Below are 3,424 nucleotides of genomic sequence, written 5' to 3'. Positions count from 1 at the left end.
TTTGGTTGCGGGGAGAGGATTTGAACCTCTGACCTTCAGGTTATGAGCCTGACGAGCTACCTGGCTGCTCCACCCCGCGGCAAGATTGTTGGGCGTTGTTGTATTGAGGCCCTTTTTGTTTTCATCGTTTTTGAGAGATTTGGGGATTTTTCTAGGTTTGGCGGTGACCTACTCTCCCAGGGCTTGAGCCCAAGTACCATTGGCGCGGCGGCACTTAACTTCCGGGTTCGGGAAGGGACCGGGTGTTTTGCTCGCGCTATGACCACCAAACCGAGGAAAATCCCCACGTCGACTTCTGCGGCGCAAAAGCGACGGGCGGCAGTCAGCGTCTTTATCGCAGATAAAGTCGCGTTGCCGCACGGTTTTCAATCAATTGTCGTTGTCCATGATCAAGGTGCGTATGCTTGTTGGTCTGTCCATTACTGGATCAAATCAAGCCTATCGGGCGATTAGTACCGGTCAACTGAACGCATTGCTGCGCTTACATCTCCGGCCTATTGACGTGGTGGTCTTCCACGGCCCTCAGGGAGACCTTGTTTTGAGGGGGGCTTCCCGCTTAGATGCCTTCAGCGGTTATCCTGTCCGATCATAGCTACCCTGCACTGCGGCTGGCGCCACAACAGGTCCACCAGTGGATCGTTCACCCCGGTCCTCTCGTACTAGGGGCAACTCCTCTCAAGTCTCCTACACCCACGGCAGATAGGGACCGAACTGTCTCACGACGTTCTAAACCCAGCTCACGTACCTCTTTAAACGGCGAACAGCCGTACCCTTGGGACCTGCTCCAGCCCCAGGATGAGATGAGCCGACATCGAGGTGCCAAACACTGCCGTCGATATGGACTCTTGGGCAGTATCAGCCTGTTATCCCCGGCGTACCTTTTATCCGTTGAGCGATGGCCCTTCCACTCGGGACCACCGGATCACTATGGCCGACTTTCGTCTCTGCTCGACTTGTCAGTCTCGCAGTCAGGCTGGCTTCTGCCATTGCACTCAACGAGCGATTTCCGACCGCTCTGAGCCAACCTTCGCGCGCCTCCGTTACGCTTTAGGAGGCGACCGCCCCAGTCAAACTACCCGCCACGCAGGGTCCCGGATCCGGATGACGGACCGCGGTTAGACATCAAGAATGCAAAGGGTGGTATCTCAAGGGAGGCTCCACAGGAACTGGCGTCCCTGCTTCGAAGCCTACCACCTATCCTGCACATTGCAGTCCTGATGCCAGTGCGAAGCTGTAGTAAAGGTGCACGGGGTCTTTCCGTCTAACCGCGGGAAGCCTGCATCTTGACAGGCAATTCAATTTCGCTGAGTCGATGTTGGAGACAGCGGGGAAGTCGTTACGCCATTCGTGCAGGTCGGAACTTACCCGACAAGGAATTTCGCTACCTTAGGACCGTTATAGTTACGGCCGCCGTTTACCTGGGCTTCAATTCAAGGCTCTCACCTCTCCTTTTAACCTTCAGGCACCGGGCAGGCGTCAGACCCTATACGTCGTCTTGCGACTTCGCAGAGCCCTGTGTTTTTAATAAACAGTCGCCACCCCCTGGTTTGTGCCCCCAGCCCCTAGTTGCCTAGGAACCGGGCCTCCTTCTCGCGAACTTACGGAGGTATTTTGCCGAGTTCCTTCAACATCGTTCTCTCAAGCGCCTTGGTATGCTCTACCAGTCCACCTGTGTCGGTTTAGGGTACGGTCTGATGGAGGGCTATTTCCAGGAACTGCTCAGCAGCCCAACCAATCCGATAAGGCTGAACTACACCTGCAATCCGTCACATCCTCCTGGCCCAGGAATATTAACCTGGTTCCCATCGCCTACGCCTTTCGGCCTCGGCTTAGGGGCCGGCTTACCCTGCTCAGATTAGCTTTAAGCAGGAACCCTTGGACTTTCGGCGAGAGTGTCTCTCACACTCTTTGTCGCTACTCATGTCATCATTCTCACTAGTGATCTCTCCACCGGATGGCTCACGCCCCGGCTTCATCGAAAGATCCTCGCCTCCAATATCCCCGAAGGGATCAAGGAGGCATGGATCTATGTCACACTACGCTCTGCTACCATGCCTTACGGCATCCGAAGCTTCGGCTCATGGCTTGAGCCCCGTTACATCTTCGCCGCAGGACAACTTGTTTAGACCAGTGAGCTGTTACGCTATCTTTAAAGGATGGCTGCTTCTAAGCCAACCTCCTGGTTGTTTTGGTCGTCCCACCTGCTTTCCCACTTAGCCATGAATTGGGGGCCTTAGCTGTCGGTCAGGGTTGTTTCCCTCTCCACTACGGACGTTAGCATCCGCAGTGTGTCTGCCATCTAGTACTCCCGGGTATTCGGAGTTTGGTTAGGATCAGTAAGCCTGTGGGGCCCCATTACCCATCCAGTGCTCTACCCCCCGGGGTATTCGGATGACGCTCTACCTAAATAGATTTCGCAGAGAACCAGCTATCTCCGAGTTTGATTGGCCTTTCACCCCTAGGCACAGCTCATCCCGATCCTTTTCAACGGATGTGGGTTCGGTCCTCCAGTGCGTGTTACCGCACCTTCAACCTGGCCATGCCTAGATCACTCGGTTTCGGGTCTGATCCCACGAACTCATGCGCCCTATTAAGACTCGCTTTCGCTGCGCCTACACCTAACGGCTTAAGCTTGCTCGTGAGACCAAGTCGATGACCCATTATACAAAAGGTACGCCGTCAGATCTCGAGGATCCTCCGACTGATTGTAGGCGTCCGGTTTCAGGTACTGTTTCACTCCCCTCGTCGGGGTGCTTTTCACCTTTCCCTCACGGTACTGGTTCGCTATCGGTCAGCAAGGAGTACTTAGCCTTCGAAGGTGGTCCTCCGATCTTCAGACAGGATTTCACGTGTCCCGCCCTACTTAATACGTCCCATCGAGCTTCGAATACGGGGCTGTCACCCGCTATGGCCCAGTTTCCCAACTGGTTCTTCTCACTCTCAAGGCTCGGCTGGTCCCCGTTCGCTCGCCGCTACTAGGGGAGTATCAATTGATGTCCTTTCCTCCGGGTACTTAGATGTTTCAGTTCCCCGGGTTCGCCCTTAAAACCCTATGTGTTCAGGTCTTAAGTACCTGGTTAAGCAACATATTGATCATCACAGATGACAATATGTTGCTTTCAGGTGGGTTGCCCCATTCGGAAATCCGCGGATCAAAGCCTATTCTCGGCTCCCCGCAGCTTATCGCAGAGTATCACGTCCTTCATCGCCTCTTGCTGCCAAGGCATTCACCAAACGCCCTTCTCGCGCTTGATCTGATCCAGAAAGAGACAGACCCCAAAGGCCTGCACGCCGGCAGCTGGTAACAACCGGCTCACCTTCTGAACCAAAAGCATACTATCCCGCTCTCGTTCATGTCGGTGAACGAGAACATGGTGACATTCTCTCGAATGCACCTGGTTAGTGTACTTGACTTGGACAACGC

Annotated in this window: 1 tRNA gene and 2 rRNA genes; all 3 read right to left on the bottom strand. The window is 54.5% G+C overall.

The features are described 5' to 3' along the window. Nucleotides 1-2: 2 nt before the first annotated feature. Nucleotides 3-79, bottom strand: a tRNA-Met gene (locus AVO45_RS10635). A gap of 76 nt (nt 80-155) precedes the next feature. After that, nucleotides 156-270: ribosomal RNA gene (gene rrf, locus AVO45_RS10630) — 5S ribosomal RNA — on the bottom strand. A 158-nt stretch (nt 271-428) separates the two neighbouring features. After that, a 23S ribosomal RNA gene (locus AVO45_RS10625) occupies nt 429-3,255 on the bottom strand. Between the last annotated feature and the right edge of the window lie 169 nt (nt 3,256-3,424).

The sequence above is a fragment of the Ruegeria marisrubri genome, from assembly GCF_001507595.1.
GTDB classification, from domain to species: domain Bacteria; phylum Pseudomonadota; class Alphaproteobacteria; order Rhodobacterales; family Rhodobacteraceae; genus Ruegeria; species Ruegeria marisrubri.
Note: the sequence above shows the minus strand (reverse complement) of the source record. Positions and strands in the feature narration are given on the sequence as shown.